Annotated in this window: 17 protein-coding genes; 7 read left to right on the forward strand and 10 right to left on the reverse strand. The window is 68.0% G+C overall.

What is annotated here, in order from left to right; translation table 11 throughout:
• Window positions 1–5: 5 nt before the first annotated feature.
• The gene (locus ACIPRI_RS06910; RefSeq protein WP_446620678.1) at window positions 6–821 is read left to right on the forward strand and encodes an IclR family transcriptional regulator; all 816 of its coding nucleotides are present in this window, start codon (window positions 6–8) and stop codon (window positions 819–821) included.
• A 108-nt stretch (window positions 822–929) separates the two neighbouring features.
• On the opposite strand, the gene ACIPRI_RS06915 is transcribed toward ACIPRI_RS06910, so the two are convergent.
• The 7 genes from ACIPRI_RS06915 to ACIPRI_RS06945 form a co-directional block, all read right to left on the reverse strand.
• Window positions 930–2,447, reverse strand: a complete 1,518-nt coding sequence (locus ACIPRI_RS06915) for an AMP-binding protein (protein WP_446620679.1) — start codon at window positions 2,445–2,447, stop codon at window positions 930–932.
• A gap of 2 nt (window positions 2,448–2,449) precedes the next feature.
• Complete coding sequence (sauS, locus tag ACIPRI_RS06920; protein ID WP_446620680.1) at window positions 2,450–3,898, reverse strand: acylating sulfoacetaldehyde dehydrogenase; 1,449 nt, start codon at window positions 3,896–3,898, stop codon at window positions 2,450–2,452.
• Between the two features lie 12 nt (window positions 3,899–3,910).
• Window positions 3,911–4,900 carry a tripartite tricarboxylate transporter substrate binding protein gene (locus tag ACIPRI_RS06925; RefSeq protein WP_446620681.1) on the reverse strand — a complete coding sequence of 330 codons (990 nt, stop codon included), beginning with the start codon at window positions 4,898–4,900 and terminating at the stop codon, window positions 3,911–3,913.
• Window positions 4,897–5,706, reverse strand: a complete 810-nt coding sequence (locus tag ACIPRI_RS06930; protein WP_446620682.1) for an IclR family transcriptional regulator — start codon at window positions 5,704–5,706, stop codon at window positions 4,897–4,899. Before ACIPRI_RS06930 ends, ACIPRI_RS06925 begins: the two co-directional genes overlap by 4 nt.
• 328 nt (window positions 5,707–6,034) lie before the next feature.
• A complete protein-coding gene (locus ACIPRI_RS06935) occupies window positions 6,035–7,774 on the reverse strand; it encodes a cobaltochelatase CobT-related protein (RefSeq protein ID WP_446620683.1) in 1,740 nt (579 codons plus the stop codon).
• The gene (locus tag ACIPRI_RS06940) at window positions 7,771–8,754 is read right to left on the reverse strand and encodes an AAA family ATPase (RefSeq protein WP_446620684.1); all 984 of its coding nucleotides are present in this window, start codon (window positions 8,752–8,754) and stop codon (window positions 7,771–7,773) included. The genes ACIPRI_RS06935 and ACIPRI_RS06940 overlap by 4 nt, the downstream gene beginning before the upstream one ends.
• 30 nt (window positions 8,755–8,784) lie before the next feature.
• Window positions 8,785–9,618 (reverse strand): IclR family transcriptional regulator, encoded by an 834-nt coding sequence (locus ACIPRI_RS06945; RefSeq protein WP_446620685.1) that lies wholly within the window; start codon window positions 9,616–9,618, stop codon window positions 8,785–8,787.
• Window positions 9,619–9,776: 158 nt separating this feature from the next.
• Here ACIPRI_RS06945 and xsc point away from each other — a divergent pair, with 158 nt between their 5' ends.
• From xsc to ACIPRI_RS06970, 5 genes are all read left to right on the forward strand, one after another.
• Entirely contained in the window at window positions 9,777–11,600 is a 1,824-nt protein-coding gene (gene xsc, locus ACIPRI_RS06950) for a sulfoacetaldehyde acetyltransferase (protein ID WP_446620686.1), read from the forward strand.
• Entirely contained in the window at window positions 11,548–12,624 is a 1,077-nt protein-coding gene (locus tag ACIPRI_RS06955) for a bifunctional enoyl-CoA hydratase/phosphate acetyltransferase (RefSeq protein WP_446620687.1), read from the forward strand. The genes xsc and ACIPRI_RS06955 overlap by 53 nt, the downstream gene beginning before the upstream one ends.
• A 66-nt stretch (window positions 12,625–12,690) precedes the next feature.
• The gene (locus tag ACIPRI_RS06960) at window positions 12,691–15,630 is read left to right on the forward strand and encodes a molybdopterin-dependent oxidoreductase (protein WP_446620688.1); all 2,940 of its coding nucleotides are present in this window, start codon (window positions 12,691–12,693) and stop codon (window positions 15,628–15,630) included.
• 50 nt (window positions 15,631–15,680) lie between these two features.
• The gene (locus ACIPRI_RS06965; RefSeq protein WP_446621066.1) at window positions 15,681–16,367 is read left to right on the forward strand and encodes a 4Fe-4S dicluster domain-containing protein; all 687 of its coding nucleotides are present in this window, start codon (window positions 15,681–15,683) and stop codon (window positions 16,365–16,367) included.
• Window positions 16,368–16,371: 4 nt separating this feature from the next.
• Complete coding sequence (locus ACIPRI_RS06970) at window positions 16,372–17,310, forward strand: dimethyl sulfoxide reductase anchor subunit family protein (RefSeq protein ID WP_446620689.1); 939 nt, start codon at window positions 16,372–16,374, stop codon at window positions 17,308–17,310.
• Window positions 17,311–17,322: 12 nt separating this feature from the next.
• On the opposite strand, the gene ACIPRI_RS06975 is transcribed toward ACIPRI_RS06970, so the two are convergent.
• Window positions 17,323–18,711 carry an aminopeptidase P N-terminal domain-containing protein gene (locus ACIPRI_RS06975; protein WP_446620690.1) on the reverse strand — a complete coding sequence of 463 codons (1,389 nt, stop codon included), beginning with the start codon at window positions 18,709–18,711 and terminating at the stop codon, window positions 17,323–17,325.
• Between the two features lie 166 nt (window positions 18,712–18,877).
• Between ACIPRI_RS06975 and ACIPRI_RS06980 the strand changes: the two genes are divergently transcribed.
• A complete protein-coding gene (locus ACIPRI_RS06980) occupies window positions 18,878–20,935 on the forward strand; it encodes a hypothetical protein (protein ID WP_446620691.1) in 2,058 nt (685 codons plus the stop codon).
• A gap of 53 nt (window positions 20,936–20,988) precedes the next feature.
• Here ACIPRI_RS06980 and ACIPRI_RS06985 read toward each other — a convergent pair whose 3' ends face one another.
• Window positions 20,989–21,726: a nucleotidyltransferase family protein gene (locus tag ACIPRI_RS06985; protein WP_446621067.1), complete on the reverse strand. Its 738-nt coding sequence runs from the start codon at window positions 21,724–21,726 to the stop codon at window positions 20,989–20,991.
• Window positions 21,727–21,746: 20 nt separating this feature from the next.
• Window positions 21,747–22,163 (reverse strand): S-adenosylmethionine decarboxylase family protein, encoded by a 417-nt coding sequence (locus ACIPRI_RS06990; RefSeq protein ID WP_446620692.1) that lies wholly within the window; start codon window positions 22,161–22,163, stop codon window positions 21,747–21,749.
• Window positions 22,164–22,233 lie beyond the last annotated feature (70 nt).

Below are 22,233 nucleotides of genomic sequence, written 5' to 3' on the forward strand. Positions count from 1 at the left end.
CCCGCATGCCACGTCCCGCGCGCCCTGTAGCCGCCGTGTCTTCGCCGTCGTTATCCGCGTCCGCCGTGGAGGAGTCCGCCTCCGGCTCGTCGGCCGAGCGCAGCCTGCGCCTGCTGTCCTTGCTGGCCAGCGAGGGCCGCGCCCTCACGCTCGCCGACCTGGCGTCGCAGCTGGGGCTGCCCAAGGGCACGGCGCACCGCATCTGCACCCAGTTGCTGGCCGGCGGCTTCCTCGCCCGCGACGTCGACGAGCGTTCGTTCAGCGTCGGCCCCGCGCTGCGCAAGCTGGCCTTCGACACCCTGAACCACGGCACGGTGCGCGGCCTGCGGCACGAGGTGCTGTCCGAACTCGTGCGGCAGGTGGGCGAGACCTGCAACCTCACCACGCTCGACGGCGTGCAGGTGCTCTATCTCGACCGCGTCGAGGCCAAGTGGCCGCTGCGGCTGACACTCGACGTGGGGTCGCATGTGCCGCTGCATTGCACTGCGAGCGGCAAGCTGTTCCTGGCGCAGATGCCGAAGAAGGCGCGCGACGCCCTCATCGACCGGCTGCCGCTCGAACGCATGACGGCCTACACGCTCGTCAAGGCCGACGCGCTGCGCGCCGAATGCGACGAGATCGCCAAGCGCGGCCATTCGCGCGACCGGGAGGAATTCATCGCGGGGCTGGTGGCCGTGGCCGTGCCGGTGCGCGACGCCGCAGGGCAGGTGCGTGCGGCGCTCGCGGTGCATGCGCCGACGGCGCGCATGTCGCTGGACGAGGCCGTCGGGCGCATCGGCGCGCTCGAAGCCGCGGCGGCGCGCATGGGCGGGCTGCTCTGAGCCCCCAGGGCCGGGCCAGCCCAGCCCGCCCCCCGTGGGGGATCAAGCAAAGTGGCAGAGCCACATTTGCTTGAGAGCCTGGGTAGGCGAGCAGAAGTTACACGAACGTCATGCCTCGAACAGCCGCAGCAGCTTAAGGCGCTGCACCTTGCCGGAAGGTCCGCGCGGCAGGTCCGTGACAAAGCGGTAATGGCCCGGCGCCTTGTAGCGGCCGAGCGCTTCGGCGCAGAAGGCGCGCAACTCTTCCTCGGTGCAGGCGCAGCCGTCGCGCAGCACGATGCACACACCGATCTCCTGGCCGTAGTGGCGGTCGGGCACGCCCACCGCCGCGGCCTCGCGCACTGCGGGATGCCGCATCAGCGCCTCGTCGATCTCGCGCGGTGCGATGTTCTCGCCGCCCTTGATGATCAGTTCCTTGATGCGCCCGGTCACGAAGAAGAAACCGTCGGCGTCGCGGTGGCCCAGATCGCCGGTGCGCAGCCATCCGTCGAGCGTGAAGCTCGCGCGGGTGGCTTCGTCGTTCTTGTAGTAGCCGCGCATCACGTTCGCGCCGCGAATGGCCAGCTCGCCGGTGGTGCCGTCGGGCACCTCGGCCAGTGCGGCATCGATGACGCGGGCCTCGCAGCCCGAGGCGCGGCCCACCGAGCCCAGCTTGCGCAGCGCGGGGTCGAGCGGGTTGGAGAAAGAAGGTGCTGCGGTTTCGGTGAGCCCCATGGTCTCGACGATGCCGATGCCGAATTTCTGCTCGAAGGCGCGGTGGTGCTCGGGCGGCAACGCGGCCGACGCCGAGCGGCAGAAGCGGATGGAGGCGGTCTGCGCGGGCGGCGGCGGGTCGCCTTCGAGCAGGTACGAGATCATGGTGGGCACCACGTTGATCCAGCTGCATTGCGTGCCCGACGCCTGCTCCCAGAAGCGACCGGCCGAGAACTTCGGCGGCATCGCCAGGCTGCCGCCGTGCGCGAGCGGCGCGAGCATGGTCACGGCGAAGGCGTTGATGTGATAGAGCGGCAGCACGGCCAGCACCCGGTCGGCGGGCAACAGCCGATGCTCGGCGCTGATCGCATGCGCGTTGGCCGCGAGATTGCCTTGCGTGAGCATCACGCCCTTGGGCATGCCGGTGGTGCCCGAGGTGTACATCAGCAGGGCCACGTCGCCGACCGCGGGCTTGGGCACATCGTCGGCGGGCGCCGCCTGCGTCTCGCCCGGCAGGGCATCGGCATCGGGGCCGGCCACCAGCACCTCGACCTGCCGGCCGATGCCTTCGAGCATCGCGCGCACGCGTGCTTCCCATTCGGGCGCGACGCACACTACGCGGCTATCCGAATGCGCGAGCACGTAGCGCATCTGCTCGGGCTGCGACAGCAGGTTGACCGGGTTCACGCACAGCCCGCCGTGCATGGCGCCGAGCAGCACGCGCAGTGTCTGCAGGCCATTGGGCATGACGACCGACACCGTGTCGCCCGGCCGTGCGCCATGCGCGCGCAGAACCGCCGAAACCGTGCGGCAGCCGCGCGCGAGCTCGCCAAAGCCGATGCTGCGCCCGCTCTCGGTGGAAAGCGCATACACCGCCTGCGGCTGCGCTGCCGCCTGCAGCTCGATCAGTTCATGAACGGTGGAGGCCACCATTCTCAGGCGGCACCATGCGCGGCGAAGAAGGCGCCGAAGATGTCGTTCTCGCTGGGCACCCGCTCCGGAATCGGCCGCGACACGCGCGTGATGTTCAGGTAGTGCCGGTAGTTCATGTTGTCCGAGAAGTTGTTCTTGCCCCAGGTGCCGCAGCCCATCGACAGCGAGAACGGCAGGCCGTTGTCGAAGCTGCCGCCGGTCGCGATGCAGTGCGCCTGGTCGACGATCACGCGCGACACCGGCAGCGTGAGGCCGAGCGTCAGGGCGCGCTCGGGCACCGTGCTGTGCAGGCCGACCGAATGGCCCGCGCCCTCGTAGGCATAGATGCGCGCGACCGTGGCGGCGGCTGCGTCGAAGTCGCGTGCCGAATAGATCGCGAGCACCGGGCTCAGCTTCTCGCCCGAGAACGGATGGTCGTGGCCCACGCCGTCCTCGGCCACCATGAGGACGCGCGGATCGGCGGCGGCAATGGCCAGCCAGCCGTCGCGGTTGGCGCCAGCTAGCGCGGCCGCGCGCTCGGCGATGGTGCGCGCCGACTGGCCGATGACGGCGGCAGAGAGCTTGCCTTCGGACCACATCAGCGACTGCAGCGTGGCTTTCTGCGCGGCCGCGAGCATGACGGCGCCGCGGTCCTTCAGCGCCGAAAGCATCCTGGCGCGCACCGCATCGACGATGACCAGGCTGTTCTCCGACGAGCAGCTGGTTGCGTTGTCGAAGGTCTTGGAAAGCAGGATGCGGTCGGCCGCCGCGTTCACGTCGGCCGTTTCGTCGACGATGCCCGCCACGTTGCCCGCACCCACGCCGAAGGCCGGCGTGCCGCTGGCGTAGGCCGCGCGCACGTTGGCCTGCGAACCGGTGGCCACCACCAGGTCGCACAGGCGCATCAGCTCGGCCGTTGACTGCTTGTTGACCGGCGAGGGCAACAGTTGCACCAGGTCGCGCGGCGCGCCGATGCGGTCGAACTGCGCGTGAATGAATTCGATGAGCCGTGCCGCCGTCGACCAGCCCTTGGGCGATGGCGCGACGATGACCGCGTTGCGCCCCTTGAGCGCATTGATGATCTTGTTGGCCGGCGTGGCGCCGGGGTTGGTCGAAGGCGTGATCGCGCATACCACGCCCACGGGCCGCGCAATCTCGACGATGCCGCGCGCCGGGTCGTCGGAGATCACCCCCACCGAGCGCGCGCCGCGCAGGTCGCGCAGCAGGCCGAGGGTCTTGCGGTGGTTCTTGCGCACCTTGTCCGGGACGTTGCCCACGCCGGTGTCGGCCACCGCCAGCTCGGCCAGTTCGCGGTTGCGCGCCGGCTCGATGATGGCCCAGCCCGCCGCCACCACGGCAGTGTCGACCTGTTCTTGCGACCATGTTTCGTAGATGCGCTGCGCGGCGCGTGCGCGCGCCACGAGTTCGGCGATGGGAGAAGAGGGGGACGTCGAAGAGTTTTCCATGTGCATGCCTGTCTGCAGTCAATCCACTTTGATGCCGGCCTCTTTCGCAAGCTTGTGCCAGCGCACGAGTTCCGTGGCCACCACCTTGCCCAGTTGCTCCGGCGTGCCACCGACGCCTTCGCTGCCTTGCGCCAGCAGCTTCTCGCGGATCTCCGGTTCCTTGACCACCGTATTGATCACGCGGTTGAGCTTGTCGATGACGGGCTGCGGTGTCTTCGCGGGCACAAATACCGCGTACCAGGAGTCGACGTCGAAATCGGCAATACCCGCTTCCTGCATGGTCGGCACATCGGGGAAGGCCGCGCTGCGCTGGGTGGTCGACACCGCGAGCGCCTTGAGCTTGCCGGCCTTCACGAACTGCGCCGCCGCGGGAATCGACACCCACAAGAGCGGCACCTGCCCGCCCATCACGTCGGTCACGGCGGGGCCGCCGCCGCGGTACGGGATGTGCGTCATCTCCGTGCCGGTGCGCAGCTTCATCAGCTCGCCCGCCAGGTGACCCGGCGAGCCGTTGCCCACCGAGGCGAACGAGAGCGAACCGGGCTTGTCCTTGGCGAGCTTGACGAGCTCGGCCACGGTGTTGGGTGCGAACTGCGTGTTGGCCACGAGGATCTGCGGCAGCGAGGCAACCAGGCCGACGGGCGCGAAGTCTTTCGCGGTGTCGAACGAGAGCTTGGGGTAGATCGCCGGATTGATGGTGTGGGACGACAGGGTGAAGAGCACCGTGTAGCCGTCGGGCGCCGACTTGGCGACGATCTCGGTGCCGATGGAGCCGGCCGCGCCGCCGCGGTTGTCGATGAGCACCTGCTGGCCCAGCAGCGCCGAAAAGCGCTCCTGCACGATGCGCGCGATCACGTCGGTGCCGCCGCCGGGCGGGTACGGCACCACGAGCCGGATCGGCTTGGCCGGATAGTCGCCGCCGCCCGGTTGCGCGTGCGTGGCGAGGGAGGCGAACGCTGCGGCGGCCAGAAGCACCGCGCGCACCCAGGGGGCAGATAGCCGGTTCATTCGAGTCTCCTTCTCTTGGTGGTGCAAGCAGAAATCGGCGTGACCGGCACCGCGCTGGTCCGGTAGCCGAGCGTGACGCTCGCGTCGCGCGCGCAGGCCATGAGGCGCTCGGCGAGTTCGCGCGCCTGCGTGCGCGCGAAGCGGATCGAGGGCACGCTCATGCCGACGGCCGCAACGGCCTCGCCGCGTGCGTTGAACACCGGCACGCCGAGACCGCAGACGCCCAGGCGCCATTCCTCGCGGTTTTCCGCATAGCCGCGAACGCGGGTGTGCTCGAGTTCCGAGAGAAGTGCATCGAAGTCGGTGATGCTGTGGGGGGTGTGCGCAGCGAGGGTGCCGAGGCTCCCCCGCAGCGCGGCTTCGTCGGGCGCCGCCGCGGCGAGCAGGGCCTTGCCCGAAGCGACGCAATACGCCGCCGCACGGCCGCCGATGCGCGAATAGGCGGCCACGGGCAGGGGGCTGTCGAACTTGTCGAGGTACACGATCTCGGCGCCGTCGAGCACGGCGAGGTGGATGGTCTCGCCGGTCTGTTGCGCCAGCGCCGCGAGGTGGGGTCTCAGCAGCGAACCGACGTCGCTGGCCTCGGACACCAGCGCGCCGAGTTCGAACAGGCGCAGGCTCGGCCGGTAGGCGCTGGTGTCCGGGTCCTGCACAGCCCAGCCGCATTCGACGAGCGTCTGAAGGGTACGGTGCGCATTGCTGCGCGCCATGCCGAAGGCCTGGGCCAGGTCGGTGACGCGGCAGGGGCGTTGTTGCCGGGTCATCCATTCGATGGCGGCGAGGCCTTTGGCTAGCGTGGAATCCATGTGTCTCTTGATGGTTCTAAATAATAGAACGTCGTTCCTGAATATGAAACGAGATACTCGGACTGGTTGAGCGGTTTGTCAACCTCCTTTATTTCGCTGCGGGGAGCACCCGGTGGCCTGTGCACCTGGGCACGCTCGTAGTGTTCCGCTGATCAAAAACTGCTCTGTCCAGCGCTCCCGCCGATGGGATGCCTTGCGCAGCGAAATAAAGGAGGAGGGCGAAGCCCGGGGGACATTCGCGGAGCAAGGTATCCCGTCGGCGGGAGCGCGCCCCGAACAGCAGCGCCCCGAACAACGGCTCCTCAACAGACAGACCGCAGGCAGACCCTCAGCGCCGGTGCCGCCCCGCCATGAGGTCGATCACCTCGCGAAAGATCGTGTTGCCCGTCGAGGCGGCAAGGTCGAGCACATGGCTGCGGCTGTAGTACGGGCTCAGATCCAGCCCGACGCCGATCCCCGCGATCTCGATGTCGCCGCGCTGCTCCTGGCGTGCGACCACGTCGCGCAAGTGGTGGTCGAGGTAGTGCGCGTCGTTGGCCAGATGGGTCGCGCTATCCATCGGCGAGCCGTCGGAAATTACCAGCAGCAGCTTGCGTGCCTCCGTTCGCTGGCGCAGGCGCAGGCAGGCCCAGTCGACCGCCTCGCCGTCGATGCCTTCGCGGAACAGGTCGGCCTTCAGCAGCGCCGCCATCGCAGGGCGCGCGCGGCGCCAGGGCGTGGCGGCGGCCTTGAAGACGATGTGGCTGCGCTCGTTCAGGCGGCCGGGGTGAAGAGGCCTGCCGGCGCGCACCCACTCGCGCTGCGGTCGGCCGCCGGTCCAGGCGCCGGTGGTGAAACCCAGCACCTCGCTGGCCACGCCCGCCTGCTCGAGCGCGCGCGCGAAGACGTCGACCATCATGGCCACCGATTCGGCGTGCTCCTTCATCGAGCCCGAGCAGTCGATCAGGAAACTCACCAGGCAGTCGGCCACCGGCTCCAGGCGCTCGGTGCGGAACAGCCGGCGCTCTGTCGGCGAGGCCACCAGTTGTGCGAGCCTGCGGCCATCGATCAGGCCTTCTTCCTGCCCGCCGTCCCAACCGTCGCGCACGGGGTCGGCCAGCAGCGCGCGCAGCTCGCGCGCGAGGCGGGCGATGTTCACGCCTTGTGCGGCGATGCGGCGGTCGAGTTTCTCGCGGTGGCCGGCGAGCACCTCCTTGCGTGCGAGCGCAGGGGCGTCGTGCTCGCGGTCGTACGCGGCGGTGAAGATGCGGTAGACGCCGCCCGCATCGTCGAGCACCGCGCTGCGGCCCGACTCGGCGGTGGTGAAACGCTCGATGATCTCCTGGTCCATGTCGGCGACCAGGCTGAACACGCTGCGCTTGTCGTCCACGTGCGGGTCGCGCGCGGCGCTGCTGTCTTCGCCAGCCTCGTGCAGCATCGTGGCGACGGTGCGTGCGATGGCCAGCGCATGCACCGCATACGCCGCCTGGTCGGCGCGGTCGCGGCGCAGGCCCGCGAGCGCGTGGCCGATCAGCGGCGCGAGCGCGAAGCGCGTGGCCTCGAGCATGTCCTCGGTCTCTTCCACCACCTGCTGGCCGCTCACGCGGGCGCGGCAGATCTGCGCCACGGCGTAGAGCAACAGGCCGCGCGCGGTGTCGGTCAAGCCCGAGTGATGGAAGGCGAGCGACCACTGTTCATGGCGGTGCCGCAGGTTGCGGCGCATGCCCGCCATGATCTCGGGCGCCAGGGCTTCGACGCGAAACTGCTCGAGCATTTCGAACAGCATGCGCTCGACCGGCTCCTCGGGCCGCAGGCTTTCATGCAGCGCCGCATCGGACACCGTGAGCCGCAGCGCCAGCCCGTCGGCCACGCCGCGGAACGAGGCGAAGTCGTCGGTGTCGGCGCAAGGATGCAGGTGCGGCGCGAACCACGGCAGCGCGACCCGGCCGCGGTGCAGCCGCTTGCCGCGAAAGTGCAGGTCGCGCTCGCCGCTGAAGGCGCGGACCACGCCCGCGCAGAGTTCGGCCACCTGCTCCTCCTGCCGCACGCGGCGCTGCATCGCGCTGGCCGATGCAGGCGTGCCAGTCATTCGCGCGAACCCGGCGACAGCTGGTGCGACTCCTTCAGTTCCTGGTCGAAGCAGCGCTGGAAGTACTCGGCCACCAACGGCCGCTCGGTGTCGTCGCACTTGTTGACGAACGAGAGGCGGAACGCCAGCGCCGGGTCCTTGAAGATCTCGACGTTCTCGGCCCAGGTGATGACGGTGCGCGGCGACATCAGCGTGGAGAGGTCGCCCGCCGCGAAGCCCTTGCGCGTGAGATCGGCCACGGCCACCATCGATGCGGCGAGCCTGCGGCCCGCCGCGTTGGCCAGCGACGGCACACGTGCCTGCACGATCGCGATTTCTTCATCGGCCGGTAGGTAGTTGAGTGAGGCGACGATGTTCCAGCGGTCGATTTGCGCGTGGTTGAGCCGCTGCGCGCCGTGGTACAGCCCGTTGAGGTTGCCCAGGCCCACCGTGTTGGCCGTGGCGAACAATCGGAAGAAGGGGTGCGGCCGCAGCACCTTGTTCTGGTCCATCAGCGTGAACTTGCCGCCCTGCTCCAGGATGCGCTGGATCACGAACATCACGTCGGGCCGGCCCGCGTCGTACTCGTCGAAGATCAGCGCCACGGGCCGCTGCAGCGCCCACGGCACGATGCCCTCCTGGAATTCGGTGACCTGTTGGCCTTCCCGCAGCACCACCGCGTCCTTGCCGACGAGGTCGAGCCGGCTGATGTGGCCGTCAAGGTTGAGCCGCACGCACGGCCAGTTCAGGCGCGCCGCCACCTGCTCGATGTGCGTCGACTTGCCGGTGCCGTGCAGGCCCTGCACCATCACGCGCCGGTCGCGCATGAAGCCCGCGAGGATGGCCAGCGTCACGTCGGGGTTGAAGCGGTAGACCGCATCGACCTCGGGCACGTGGTCGTCGCGCTCGCCGAAGGCGGGCACCTGCAGGTCGGTGTCGATGCCGAACACCTCGCGCACGCTCAGCATCCGGTCGGGTCGAAGCTCGGCGGTATCGGTCACGGTGGGCTTTCGAAGAAGGCGGTGGCGTGTTCAGGCCTGCGCGCGGTCGGTGCCCGCATCGGCGTCGATGCGGCTCAGCGCGAGCGCGGCGCGTTGCAGCGCGGGAAGAAGCGACTTCGCCTTGGCGGCATCGAGCCGCATGATCGGCGCCTGCACCGCGATGCAAAGGTTCGAGGGCGCGTCGTCGCCCGAAGGCACCAGCGTGGCGATGCACAGCAGGCCGGGCAGGAACTCCTCGTTGTCGATCGCATGGCCGTCCTTGCGCACGCGTCGTACCTCCTCTTCAAGCGCTTGCGGGTCGGTCAGCGTCTTGGCGGTGTACGCCTCGAGCGGCGCGCTGGACAGCAGGCGGCGGCGCTGTGCGGGGCTCATCTGCGCGAGAAAGATCTTGCCGCTGGCCGAGCAGTGCACCGGCACGCGTGAGCCCGAATGCAGGTAGAAGCGCAGCGGCGCGGCGGTCTCCACGCGGTCGAGGTACACCACTTCGCTGCCCGAGAGGGCGGTGAGATTGCAACTCTCGCCGATCTCCTCCACGAGTTGGCGCAGCACCGTGTGGCGCGCGCCATGCAGGCTGTCGTTGAGCAGCAGGTTCTCGGCCAGGCGCCGCAGCCGCGTGCCGATGCCGTAGTGGCGGCCGTCGCCCTCGCGCTGCAGGAGGCCCGCGCTTTCGAGTTGCTGGAGCATGCGGTGCAAGGTGGGCTTGGGCATGCCGGTTTGTTCCACCAGGCCCTGCAGCGAGTAGCGCTGGTCCTTGGCGGCCATGACTTCGAGCAAGCCGAACAGGCGCATGGTGGGCGTGTCGCCCGGCGCCGATTCGGAGATTTCGGGCGCAAGCCCTTTGACGATCTTCATGCGGCGGATCATAGTCGTTTTACAAAAAACAAGACGTGACGTACCGAGTTTTGTAAATTGTTTGACGCCACGGCTTGACCGCCCTATATTTCGCTGAACAGAAATTCGGAACAACAGGTTCCGACTTTTGATACACGCCGACCGCCCCATTCCTTCAGGAGATGCCTTCCATGAGCCAGAAGCAAGCCGCCGCACCCACCCGCGAAGCCGTCACCGGCGTGCAGAAGATGACGCCCTCCGAGGCCTTCGTCGAAACCATGGTCGCCAACGGCGTGACCGACATCTTCGGCATCATGGGCTCGGCCTTCATGGACGCGATGGACATCTTCGCGCCCGCCGGCATCCGCCTGATCCCGGTGGTGCACGAGCAGGGCGGCGCCCACATGGCCGACGGCTATGCGCGCGTGTCGGGCCGCCACGGCGTGGTGATCGGCCAGAACGGTCCCGGCATCAGCAACTGCGTGACGGCCATCGCGGCCGCCTACTGGGCGCACAGTCCGGTCGTGATGATCACGCCCGAGACCGGCACCATGGGGATGGGCCTGGGCGGCTTCCAGGAAGCGAACCAGCTGCCGATGTTCCAGGAGTTCACCAAGTACCAGGGCCACGTGAACAACCCGAAGCGCATGGCGGAATACACCGCGCGCTGCTTCGACCGCGCGATCTCCGAGATGGGCCCGACGCAGCTCAACATTCCGCGCGACTATTTCTACGGCGAGATCAGCACCGAGGTGCCGAAGCCGATGCGCGTGGAGCGCGGCGCGGGCGGCGAGATGAGCCTGAACGCGGCGGTCGAGTTGCTGGCGTCGGCCAAGTTCCCGGTCATTCTTTCGGGCGGCGGCGTCGTGATGGGCGATGCGGTCGAAGAGTGCAAGGCCCTGGCCGAACGTCTGGGCGCGCCCGTGGCCAACGGGTACCTGCGCAACGACTCCTTCCCGGCCAGCCACCCGCTGTGGGCGGGCCCGTTGGGCTACCAGGGCTCGAAAGCCGCGATGAAGCTGATGGCGCAGGCCGACGTGGTGCTCGCGCTCGGTTCGCGCATGGGCCCGTTCGGCACGCTGCCGCAGCACGGCATGGACTACTGGCCCAAGGACGCGAAGATCATCCAGGTGGAAGCCGACCACACCAACCTGGGCCTCGTGAAGAAGATCACCGTGGGCATCCACGGCGACGCCAAGGCCACGGCCAAGGAACTGCTCAAGCGGCTGCAGGGCAAGGCGCTGGCCTGCGACGCCACCAAGGCCGAGCGCGCCGACAAGATCAAGTCCGAAAAGGCCGCGTGGGAAAAAGAGCTCGACGAGTGGACCCACGAGCGCGACCCGTACAGCCTCGACGTCATCGAGGAAGCCAAGGGCGAGAAAACGCCCACCGGCGGCAGCTACCTGCATCCGCGCCAGGTGCTGCGCGAACTCGAGAAGGCCATGCCGCCGCGCGTGATGGTCTCCACAGACATCGGCAACATCAACGCCATTGCCAACAGCTACCTGCGCTTCGAGGAGCCGCGAAGCTTCTTCGCGCCGATGAGCTTCGGCAACTGCGGCTACTCGCTGCCGACCATGATCGGCGCCAAGTGCGCCGCGCCCGACCGTCCGGCCGTGGCCTATGCCGGCGACGGCGCCTGGGGCATGAGCATGGTCGAGGTCATGACCGCCGTGCGGCATGACATTCCCGTCACGGCCGTGGTGTTCCACAACCGCCAGTGGGGCGCCGAGAAGAAGAACCAGGTCGATTTCTACAACCGCCGTTTCATCGCGGGCGAGCTCGAGAGCGAAAGCTTCGCGGGCATTGCCCAGGCGATGGGCGCCGAGGGCATCGTGGTCGACCGGCTCGAGGACGTGGGCCCCGCGCTCAAGAAGGCGATCGACCTGCAGATGAACCAGAAGAAGACCTGCGTGATCGAGATCATGTGCACGCGAGAGCTCGGCGATCCGTTCCGCCGCGATGCGCTGTCCAAGCCGGTGCGCTTCCTCGACAAGTACAAGGACTACGTCTGATCCCCGGCGGCCGGACCGGCCAGGCCGGTTCCGCGCCGGTGCTTGCTCGAATCCGTCTCGAAGAGTGAAGGATCACATGACGTCAGTGCTTGCAACCGTCGCGGAGGATCGGCCCGTGCACCCGCGCCTCGAAGCGCTGGCTGCCAGGGCGCGGGAGCACGCGAGGACCGCGCGGCCACGCATCGGCCTGGTCCATCCGTGCGATGTCGCCGCGTTGGATGCGGCCGCCAGCATCCTCGACGCGGGTCTTGCGCAGCCGGTGCTGATCGGCCCGCGCGAGCCGATCCTGCGCGCGGCCGGGGCGGCGGGTGTCGACCCCGCCCGCTTCGAGATCATCGACGGCGTCGACGCGCCGAGCGAGAGCGCGCGCCGCGCGACCTCGATGGCGCGCGAAGGCCTTGTCGGCGCGCTGATGAAAGGCTCGCTCCACACCGACGAGCTGATGTCGGCCGTGGTCGACAAGCACACCGGCCTGCGCGGCGAGGCGCGCATCAGCCACATCTTCCTGTTCGATCTGCCGCGCTACCCCAAGCTGCTGGGCGTGGCCGACTGCGTCGTCAATATCGCGCCTTCCCTGGCCACCAAGCGCGACATCCTCGGCAACGCGATCGGCCTTCTGGGCAAGCTCGGCATCGACCAGCCCAAGGTCGGCATTGTCGCGGCGGTGGAGACGGTGAATCCGGCGATCCCGGCCACCGTCGACGCGCAGGCGCTGGTGGCGCTGGCCCGGGCGGGGGCCTGGCCCGGCGCGTTGGTCGAAGGGCCCTTCGGCTTCGACAACGTGATCTCGGCGGAGGCGGCCCACATCAAGAAGATGGAGTCCCGCGTCAGCGGCGACGCCGACCTGCTGCTCGTGCCCGATCTCAATGCGGGCAACATGCTCTACAAGAGCTTCACCTACATCGGCGGCGGCGAGTGCGCGGGCCTCGTGCTCGGCGCGCGCGTGCCGATCGTGCTGACTTCCCGTGCCGACTCGCTGCCGTCGCGCATTGCGTCCGTCGCGCTGGCGGTGCTGGCGGCCTGACGCTTTTCCGTTCGATCTTGGGCGCCTGCCATCGGCTGCGCCACGCTTGAAAACAAAGGACCGCCAGTGTTCAGTTTCCTGTCCCGCGAGCCCTTGCACGATCCGTTGGCGGCGCCCACGCCGACCGCCGAGACCGAGGTCAAGACCACCACCTGCTACATGTGCGCCTGCCGCTGCGGCATCCGCGTGCACCTGCGCGAGGGCGCGCACGGCCCCGAGGTGCGCTACATCGACGGCAACCCCGACCATCCGCTCAACAAGGGCGTGATCTGCGCCAAGGGTTCGTCGGGCATCATGAAGCAGGTGTCGCCCGCGCGGCTCACGCAGCCGCTGCTGCGCAAGCCCGGCAGCGAACGCGGCGCCGGCGAGTTCGAGCCCATCAGCTGGGAGCGCGCGTTCGAGCTCTTGACCGACCGGCTCGGCAAGATCCGCGCGACCGATCCGAAGAAGTTTGCGCTTTTCACGGGCCGCGACCAGATGCAGGCGCTCACGGGGTTGTTCGCGCGCCAATTCGGCACGCCAAATTACGCGGCGCACGGCGGCTTCTGCTCGGTCAACATGGCCGCGGGAATGATCTACACCATTGGGGGCAGCTTCTGGGAATTTGGGGGGCCCGACCTCGATCACGCCAAGCTGTTCGTGATGATCGGCACCGCGGAGGACCACCACAGCAACCCGATGAAGATCGCCATCAGCAAGTTCAAGCGGGCGGGCGGACGCTTCATTTCGATCAACCCGGTGCGCACCGGCTACTCGGCCATTGCCGACGAGTGGATTCCCATCAAGCCGGGCACCGACGGCGCGTTGTTCATGGCGCTGCTGCACGAGCTCATTGCCGCCAACCTGATCGACCATGCCTTCCTGAAGCGCTTCACCAACGCGCCGCAGCTGGTGGTGCTCGGCGAGGGTGAACGCGAAGGTCTGTTCGCCTTCGACCCCGAGCGCGGCCCGCCGGGCGACGGCCGCAATCCGCACAACAAGCTGGTGTGGGACAAGGCCTCCGGCAGGGTGTTGCCCGCATACCCCGAAGGCATCGCCGATGCCTGCGATCCCGCCCTCGAAGGCCACTACACGCTGGCCGACGGCACGCGCGTCGCACCTTCGTTCCAGCTGTTGCGCGAGCGCGTGGCCAGCTGCACGCCCGAGTGGGCGCAGGCCATCACCGGCATCGATGCGCAGCGCATCCGCCAGCTCGCGCGCGAGATGGGCAAGACCGCGTTGCAGCAGGCCTTCGAGCTGCCGATCCCCTGGACAGATGCCTGGGGCAAGCAGCACCCGAGCACGCAGGCGCGGCCCGTGGCCTTCCACGCGATGCGCGGCCTGGCGGCGCATTCCAACGGCTTCCAGACCGTGCGCGCGCTCGCGGTGTTGATGAGCGTGCTCGGCACCATCGACGCGCCGGGCGGCTTCCGGCACAAGGCGCCGTACCCGCGCCACATCGTGCCCAACTATCGGGCCTTCAACGACCCCGGCATGATCCAGCCGAACACGCCGCTCAACGCCGCGCCGCTGGGCTTTCCGGCCAACCCCGAAGAGCTGGCCATCAATCCCGATGGCTCGCCGATCCGCATCGACCATGCGTTTTCGTGGGAGCACCCGCTGTCGGCGCACGGGCTCATGCACAACGTGATCACCAATGCGGTCAAGGGCGACCCCTACCGCATCGACACGCTGTTGATCTTCATGGCCAACATGGCCTGGAACTCCAGCATGAACACCGTGGCCGTGCGTGAGATGCTCAACCGCAAGGACGAGAACGGCGAGCACATGATCCCCTTCTTGGTGGTGTGCGACGCCTTCCAGAGCGAGACCGTGGCCTTTGCCGACCTGGTGCTGCCCGACACCACCTACCTCGAGCGCCACGACGTCATGAGCATGCTCGACCGGCCGATCTCGGAGTTCGACGGGCCGGTCGATTCGGTGCGCATTCCGGTGCTGCCGCCCACCGGCCAGTGCAAGCCTTTTCAAGAGGTGCTGATCGAGCTGGCCTCGCGCCTGAAGTTTCCGGCCTTCACCACGCCCGAGGGCGGGCGGAAGTTCTCGGGCTACCCGGACTTTGTCGTCAACTTCCAGCCGCAGCCGGGCATCGGCTTTCTGATGGGTTGGCGCGGCAAGGACGGCACCGAGCATCTGCGCGGCGAGCCCAACCCGAAGCAGTGGGAGGCCTACGCGCAGAACAACTGCGTGTTCCAGTACCACATGCCGCAGACCATGCACTACATGCGCAACTGGAACCGCGAGTACCTCGACTTCGCCAAAGACAAGGGCTGGCGCCAGCGCAACGATCCGGTGCAGCTGGCGCTGTACTCCGACACGCTGCAGAGCTTTCGCCTTGCCGCGCAGGGCAAGAGCCCAGGTCGCCAGCCGCCCGACGCGCTGCGCGAGCGCATCGACAGGTATTTCGATCCGTTGCCCTTCTGGTATGCGCCGCTCGAAGAGGCCGCGACCGACCTCGACGCGTACCCGCTCAATGCCATCACCCAGCGGCCGATGGCGATGTACCACTCGTGGGACTCGCAGAACGCCTGGCTGCGCCAGATCCACAGCCACAACTACCTGCACGTGAACCCGCGCACCGCGCAGGTCGCGGGCATTGCCGACGGCGGCTGGTGCTGGGTCGAGAGCCAGTGGGGCAGGGTGCGCTGCATGCTGCGCTACAGCGAGGCCGTGGAGCCCGGCACCGTGTGGACCTGGAACGCGATCGGCAAGGCCGACGGCGCCTGGCAGCTCGCGCCGGGCGCCGACGAGGCACGCAAGGGCTTCCTGCTCAACCACCTCATCAGCGAGGAGCTGCCGTGCGCGGGCACGGCGAGCGGCACCATCAGCAACTCCGATCCCGTCACTGGGCAGGCCGGCTGGTACGACGTGCGGGTGCGCATCCGCCCCTGCGAGCCGGGCGAACCCGAAGTGAGTTTTCCGCAGATGGCGAGCATGCCGAGTGCGCCGGGGGTGCTGGGGAAGGCAGCGAACGTGCTGACCTACTTTGCGGGGCGGAACAAGAAATGATCCAGTGGCTGAAAGACCTGATGACCGGCGCGGTGCAGCCGCTGGCGCTGATGAGCGAAAGCACGACCAGTGCCCGCGCCGAGCCCGGCGAAACGCTCGCCAAGCAGCTCGCCCTCGTCATCGACCTCAACGTCTGCGTCGGCTGCCATGCTTGCGTGACTTCATGCAAGCAGTGGAACACCTCCGGCAGCGCCGGCCCGCTGGCCGATGCCAGGCCCTACGGCGCCGACCCCACCGGCACCTTCTTCAACCGCGTGCAGACCTACGAGGCCGGCAGCTTTCCGGCCACGCAGACGGTGCATTTCCCGAAGAGCTGCCTGCATTGCGAAGACCCGCCCTGCGTGCCCGTGTGCCCCACCGGCGCCAGCTACAAGCGCAAGGAAGACGGCATCGTGCTGGTCGACTACGACAAGTGCATCGGCTGCAAGTACTGCGCCTGGGCCTGCCCTTACGGCGCGCGCGAGCTCGACGAGGAGCGCCAGGTCATGACCAAGTGCACGCTCTGCGTCGACCGCATCTACGACGAGCAGTTGCCGAAGGAAGACCGCAAGCCCGCCTGCGTGAAGGCCTGTCCCACTGGCGCGCGGCTGTTCGGCGATGTGAAGGACCCGGAGTCCGAGGTGTCGAAGGCGATCCGCGAGCGCGGCGGCTACTCCTTGATGCCCGAGTGGGAGACCCACCCCGCCAACCAATACCTGCCGCGCCGCGTCACGCAGGCAACGGACGCGCAGGAGTAGCCGGATGCACCCCGCGTTCTCGATCCTCTTCTTCACCACGCTCGCTGGCGCAGCGCAGGGCCTGGTCGTCGCGCTTGCGCTCGCGGTGCTGTTCGGCATCAGCCTCTCGCCGGGTTTCCTCGGCGCGGCGCTGGCCCTGGCGGAAGTGCTGCTGGTCGCCGGCCTCGCGGCCTCGTTCCTGCACCTGGGCCGCAAGACGCGCGCATGGCGCGCGGTGCTGATGTGGCGCACTTCGTGGATGTCGCGCGAGGTGATCGTGCTGCCGGCCTTCATCGCGCTGGTCGCGCTGTGGTGGCTCTCGCTGCGGTTCGGCACGTCGGCGGGCGCGCTGGCGGCGGGGCTGCTGCCCGTGCTCGTGCTGATCGGCGCCGTGGGGCTCTGGTACTGCACCGCGATGATCTACGCCTGCCTGCGCTTCATCGAGGAATGGGCGCATCCGCTCACCATCGCCAACTTCATGCTGATCGGCCTCTCGTCGGGCCTGGTGCTCGCCTGCGCGATGGGCGCCTGGGCGGGCGAGGCGCGCTTCGTGCAGTTCTTCGGCCCGTGGGCGCTGGCCGCCACGCTCTCGGCCTGGGCCGTGCGCGCGCTTTCGCTGCGCCGCAACGCGGGCCTGCGGCCGAAGTCCACGCTGCAGTCGGCCACCGGCATCCGCGGCGCGAATCTGGTGCAGAAGTCGATGGGCATGTCGGCCGGCTCGTTCAACACGCGCGAGTTCTTTCACGGCGCCACGTTGGCCGCGCTCAAGAACGTCAAGCTCGGCTTTCTGTTGCTGGCCTTCGCACTGCCTGCGCTGCTGCTGGCGTGGGGCGTGGCCAGCGTCGCCGCGTGGCCCTGGCTGCTGGCGGCGCTGGTGCAGGCGCCGGGCCTGCTGGCGGAGCGCTGGTTCTTCTTTGCGCAGGCCAGGCATCCGCAGAACCTGTACTACCAGGTGGTGTCCTGACGAAGAGCCGCCTCAGGCGCGCATCAGCGCTTCGATCTCATCCGCCTTCACCGGCACGCCGCGGCTGATCAGCTCGCAGCCGGTGTCGGTGACGACGGCGTCGTCCTCGATGCGGATGCCCAGGTTCCAGAATTGCTCGGGCACGCCTTCGGTCGGTCGCACGTAGAGGCCCGGCTCGATGGTCAGCACCATGCCCGGGCGCAGGATGCGGCTGGGGCGGTTGGTGATGGTTTCGCCCGAGAGCGGGTCCTTGCGTTCGCTGCTCTCGCCGATCTGGCTGGGCTCCACGTAGCTGCCGCAGTCATGCACGTCCATGCCCAGCCAATGGCCGGTGCGATGCATATAGAAGGGGAAGTAGGCGCGCTGGGCGATCACGTCCTCTGCCGAGCCGGCCTTGTTCGCATCCAGGATCTTCAAATCCAGCAGGCCTTGCGCCAGCACGGCCACCGTGGCCTCGTGCGGATCGGTGAAGCGCGCGCCAGCCTTGGTGGCGGCCACGGCCGCGTCCTGGCTGGCCAGCACCAGGTCGTACAGGGCGCGCTGGGGTCCGGTGAACTTGCCATTGGCCGGGAAGGTGCGGGTGATGTCGCTGGCATAGCCGTCGAGTTCGCAGCCGGCGTCGATCAGCACCAGTTCGCCATCGCGCACCGGCGCCACATCGGCGCGGTAGTGCAGCACGCAGGCGTTGGCGCCGGCCGCGACGATGGACCCGTACGCCGGGTACTGCGAGCCGTTCAGCCGGAATTCGTGCAGCAACTCGGCGTCGAGGTGGTATTCGCGCACGTCTTTGCCTTCGCGCAACATGCGGGCCGACAACTGCATGGCGCGGATGTGTGCACGCGCACTGATGGCTGCGGCCTTTCGCATTACATCCACTTCGTATGCGTCCTTGACGAGCCGCATTTCGTCAAGCGGCCCGCACAAATCGCGCTGCTCTTCGGGACAAATTGCGCCATAGCGCACCCGGGCCCGGACGCTCTGCAACCACTCGTCTACCCTCGTTTCGAGCCCTTTGTGAGTAGCAAAGTTGTACCAGACGGTAGAACGGTTCTCGAGCAGGCGTGGCATTTGCTTGTCGAGCTCTTCAATGGACCAGGCCGCATCCACGGCCAGCGCCTGCGGCGCTGCGTCGGGACCCAGGCGGTAGCCGTCCCAAATCTCTCGTTCCAAGTCCTTGGGCGCGCAAAAGAGGGTGCTGCGCCCATCGCCCTCGAGCACCAACCAGGCATTGGGCTCGGCGAAGCCGGTCAGATAGAAGAAATAGCTGTCGTGACGGAACAGGTAGTCGCTGTCACGGTTGCGCTGGCGCTCGGGCGCCGTGGGGATCACCGCAATGCCATTCGCGCCCAATTGGGCGGCCAAACGAGCACGGCGCTCGGCGTAGGGAGAGGTGTTTGTCATGGTCGTCACGATGCCATACGTCTGTAACAAGTGCCTGTTGTAGGTCCACCGACTGTGAAAAGGTTTGCAAGAACGTTTGCCTGGGCAAAGAGCCAATAGTACAAACTGGTTATGTCAACCTAAGGATTCGGTTTTGAAAGTAATTAAGAAATCAGCATTACTTGCGATGCTTTTGGCGCTCGGCGCCTGTGGTGGTGGCGGCGGAGCCAGCGGCCAGCCTTCGGACACCGTGGCGGACTCCAGCAACTCATCCAGCCTGAACGACGAGGAAAAGCGTCGAAGAGATAGTACAACCGCCCCCGCACCGTCGACGGATCCCGGCGCCACGCCGACGCCGACTTCGCCCAGCGTTCCGACGGCCGCGGCCGGCACGGCCGTGAGCGGCGACGTGGTCGATGCATCCGGCAAGGTCGATCCCAACGCCTATGCGGCCATGGCCCAGCAGATGAGCACGGATGCGGGCATCGCCTACCGTTATGGCGCGGCTTCCACCACGCCCCGGGCCGGCACGCCGACCTGGCACGAGCGCTCGAGCACCACGTACACCCTGACGCAGCGCCCTGCCGGCGAGATCACCAACATGGGCCAATGGCAGGTGGGCGGCCCGGCAACGACCGACGCCGGCGACTACTTCTCCAATATGGGCAACGTCCTGTACGTGGCCGACTCGTCGGCCCGCACCGGCGTGGCGGACATCGGGACCATTTCGCAGCAGCACAACACCTTCGCCCAGAAGCCGGAGCTGCCGTGGGTCCTGCGCAACCACCTGGGCGGCGGCGTGGACGACTTCCATGCCATGGAAGCCAAGCTGAGCAAGCCGGTTGCAGCCGCGCGTTGCTACGGCCGGCCCGGCTGGTGCCTGGAGCAGGTCGTCGCCTATCAAGACGGGACGCTTTCCACCGCCTACGGCAGCAACACCGCCCAGAACCGGGCGATGACCAAGCTGGCGCCGGGCAAGGTGCCGACCGCGATCACCATCACCAACGGCAACGAATTTGCGCTCGTGACGGTCTGGGATACGGCCAGAACGCGCGGCCAGATCGCCGTCGTGGCGTTGGCAGCGCTGGGCGCCGGCTGCTCGGTCAGCCAGCCCGACTGCGGCGACACCGGTTGGGGTGACTGGGGCGCCGTCCACCCGGGTCTTGCAAACCTTGGAAACATGGCTTACATGAAGGTTCTAGGTTATATCGATCTGCCCGAAGGCGTGCGCGCCCCGACCGAGATCACGGCCACCACCGGCTGGAATCCCTGGGACGGCCGCATCCGCAACGACTGGGGCGGCGAATCGAGCGCCTACAAGATGCCGCTCGAGAACGAGGCCAATCGCCAGACCTTCATTTCGGGCACGAACGTGAACGCCTATGCCAAGGCTGGCGTCGCTGTCGTGGTGTCGAAGTCGGAGAAGCGCGCGACCTTCGTCGACCTGAAGCCGCTGCTCGAGTACTACCGCTCGATGTACTTCGGCTCGCAGAGCAACTTCGATGCGACCCGCACCATCGGCGCGGCCGACAATCAGTGGCCCTACACCTTCGCCAACACGCCGGCGCAGGTGCCGACCGTCATCACGACGCTGGATCTGCCGAGCGCGCCGACGGCGGTCAAGGCTTCCACCTGGGGCCCGAACGCACGTGCCTGGATCGCCACGCAAGAAGGCCGTCTGCGCCTGTTCAACCTGGGCAACTATGCGCAGCCCTCGGGCGCCAGCACCCCGGCCGACATCACGCAGGTCGGCACGGTGGCGGTGGGTCCGAACCCGACCAGCCTGTCGTTCTCGCGCGGCATCCTGAATGACACGAAGGAACACAGCGATCAGCTGCTGGTGCTCTCGCGTGCCGAGAAGCGCATCGACTGGATCCAGCTGAGCGCGGACCGCAATTCCGGAAGCATCACCAAGACGCTGATGGACTCGCGCATGGTCGACCCGATCGCCATCGAGGACAACGAGAACCATGGCACGCACGGCCTGGTGGTGAGCGTTGCCGACTACAGCGCGAGCACGGTGCGCAACTACCGCTACAGCAACGTCGTCTTCTACACCAACCAAGGTGGCGGCTCCGCATGCCAGCCGCCCAATGGCTGCGGCATGGGTTCCAGCAACAGCGACGCCTTCGAGTACGGCGGCCACCTGACCCTGCCTCCCACGCTGGTGTATTCGGATGGCAGCAAGGCGCCTGAGTACCTGCCGGGCAAGCCCTTCTTCCTGAGCAGTGTGAATGTGCCCTGACGGGCGCTGAGACATGGGGCAGCTTGCGCTGCGCCCATGCATTCAATGGATAGCTACCGCGGCGTTGCGCGGGCCTCGTGCCCGTTCAACGCCGCGAGTCTTTGTGGGGTGCCCACGTCGGCCCACTCGCCCTCGAAGAGCTCGGCGCTCACCAGGCCATTGGCCATGGCGGTGCGCAGCATCGGGGCCAGCGCGGCCTTGATGCCGCCGGCGTTGCCCGGCGCGATCTCGCAGCGCGGCGGCGCGAAGAACGCATGCCGATACAGGCCGATGGTCGAGTAGGTGTAGCTGGGCGTGCCCTCGGGCGCCGTGGCGAGGGCCAGGCCATCGGCATCGATGCCGAAATCGCCGCGCAGGTTGTGCGCGGGGTTGGGCACCAGCCACAAGTGGGCCAGCCGCCCGCTGGCCGCGAAGCGCGCCACGGCCTCTTTCGTGAAGGCGAATTCGGGGGCGAACACATCGCCCGCCGCCACCCAGAACACGCTTGCCAGTTGCGGCAGCGCGCGCACGATGCCGCCCGCGGTTTCCAGTGCGCCGCCGAAGTCCTTGCCTTCTTGCGAGTACGAAAGCGTGAGCGCTGCGTCCTCGGAAAGCACGAGGCGCTCGCCGAAATGGGCTGGAATCTGCTCGCCCAGCCAGGCGGTATTGATCAGCAGTTCGCGAAAGCCACCGCGCCCCAGCGCCTCCAGCGTCCATTGCATCAGCGGCTTGCCGCGCACGGGGAGCAGGGGCTTGGGGGTGAGGTCGGTCAACGGCCGCATGCGTTCGCCGCGACCGGCGGCCAGCACCATGGCCTGGGCGGGCGGGCGCATCAGGGCGCGTGCGGCGCGAAGGCCGTGGGTTTGTCGTCAGGCGTGAGTGCACCGCGCTGCAAGGCATTGAGCTCGCTGCGTTGCGGCTCGAACAGGGAGATCAGGCAGTCCATCAACGCATGCGCGGCCGGCGAATGATTGGCGCCCACGTTGCACACATAGACGTCGAGCGTGGCGGCGCGCAACTCGGGCCAGGTGTGAACGCACAGATGCGATTCGGCCAGCAGCACGGTGGCCGTGACGCCGCCCGGCCCCTGCGCTGTGGCGGGGAAACTCTGGAACAGCTCGCCCACCGGGTTCAGGCCGGCCGTGGCGGCCGCCTTGCGGCAGACGGCGCCGAGGGCCTTGGCGTCGATCAGCCATTGCATGGCGCAACGACAGTCGTGCAGATCGGCGGTGAGGTGCAGGCCATGCATATGACCGTGAACTCTAGCAGCCAGCCGGGCCCGTTAAAATTACGGGTTCCCCCCAACCTCTCCCCCCCAG

Source organism: Variovorax sp. LARHSF232 (assembly GCF_052871435.1).